1 rRNA gene is annotated in these 1,709 nt (G+C 56.8%); it reads right to left on the bottom strand.

The features are described 5' to 3' along the window. Positions 1 to 161: 161 nt before the first annotated feature. Positions 162 to 1,676, bottom strand: a 16S ribosomal RNA gene (locus G531_RS0117210). Positions 1,677 to 1,709: the final 33 nt, after the last annotated feature.

The following is a 1,709-nucleotide window of genomic DNA, read 5'->3' on the forward strand; positions in this document are numbered from 1 at the left end:
AGGTAGTACTTGCTCGGGCCGGCCAGCAGCCGGTGCATCAGTCAATGTTCCACATTCCGCAGCCCACCCCACCAGGAAACGTTCGTCCCTGACATGAGGTGACAATGAACACCCGGAACCATCCACCAGGATGATCCGGCATGTTTATCTGGGCTCCTTAGAAAGGAGGTGATCCAGCCGCACCTTCCGGTACGGCTACCTTGTTACGACTTAGTCCTAATTACCAGCCCCACCTTCGACGGCTCCCCCCACAAGGGTTAGGCCACCGGCTTCGGGTGTTGCCGACTTTCATGACTTGACGGGCGGTGTGTACAAGGCCCGGGAACGTATTCACCGCAGCGTTGCTGATCTGCGATTACTAGCGACTCCGACTTCATGGGGTCGAGTTGCAGACCCCAATCCGAACTGAGACTGGCTTTTAGGGATTCGCTGAACCTCACGGTCTCGCAGCCCTCTGTACCAGCCATTGTAGCATGCGTGAAGCCCTGGACATAAGGGGCATGATGACTTGACCTCATCCCCACCTTCCTCCGAGTTGACCCCGGCAGTCTCCTATGAGTCCCCAACCGAATTGCTGGCAACATAGGACGAGGGTTGCGCTCGTTGCGGGACTTAACCCAACATCTCACGACACGAGCTGACGACAGCCATGCACCACCTGTATACCGACCCGAAGGGGCACCCATCTCTGAATGTTTCCGGCATATGTCAAACCCAGGTAAGGTTCTTCGCGTTGCATCGAATTAATCCGCATGCTCCGCCGCTTGTGCGGGCCCCCGTCAATTCCTTTGAGTTTTAGCCTTGCGGCCGTACTCCCCAGGCGGGGCACTTAATGCGTTAGCTACGGCACGGAGAACGTGGAATGTCCCCCACACCTAGTGCCCACCGTTTACGGCGTGGACTACCAGGGTATCTAAGCCTGTTTGCTCCCCACGCTTTCGCTTCTCAGCGTCAGGAAAGTCCCAGAGAACCGCCTTCGCCACCGGTGTTCCTCCTGATATCTGCGCATTCCACCGCTCCACCAGGAATTCCATTCTCCCCTAACTTCCTCTAGTCAGCCCGTATCGGAAGCAGGCTCAGAGTTAAGCCCTGAGTTTTCACTTCCGACGTGACAAACCGCCTACAAGCTCTTTACGCCCAATAATTCCGGACAACGCTCGCACCCTACGTATCACCGCGGCTGCTGGCACGTAGTTGGCCGGTGCTTCTTCTGCAGGTACCGTCACGTTAGCTTCGTCCCTGCTGAAAGCGGTTTACAACCCGAAGGCCGTCTTCCCGCACGCGGCGTTGCTGCGTCAGGCTTCCGCCCATTGCGCAATATTCCCCACTGCTGCCTCCCGTAGGAGTTTGGGCCGTATCTCAGTCCCAATGTGGCCGGTCGCCCTCTCAGGCCGGCTACCCGTCGAAGCCTTGGTGAGCCATTACCTCACCAACAAGCTGATAGGCCGCGAGTCCATCCTTGACCGAAAAACTTTCCAACCCGAAACATGCGTCCCAGGCTGAATATCCGGTATTAGACACCCTTTCGAGTGCTTATTCCAGAGTCAAGGGCAGGTTACTCACGTGTTACTCACCCGTTCGCCACTCGTGTACCCCGAAGGGCCTTACCGTTCGACTTGCATGTGTTAAGCACGCCGCCAGCGTTCGTCCTGAGCCAGGATCAAACTCTCCGTTGAAAAATATCGGAAACCGAACCACACAGATTCGGG

The sequence above is a fragment of the Granulicoccus phenolivorans DSM 17626 = NBRC 107789 = JCM 15570 genome, from assembly GCF_000423085.1.
In the GTDB taxonomy this organism is placed as follows: Bacteria; Actinomycetota; Actinomycetes; order Propionibacteriales; family Propionibacteriaceae; genus Granulicoccus; species Granulicoccus phenolivorans.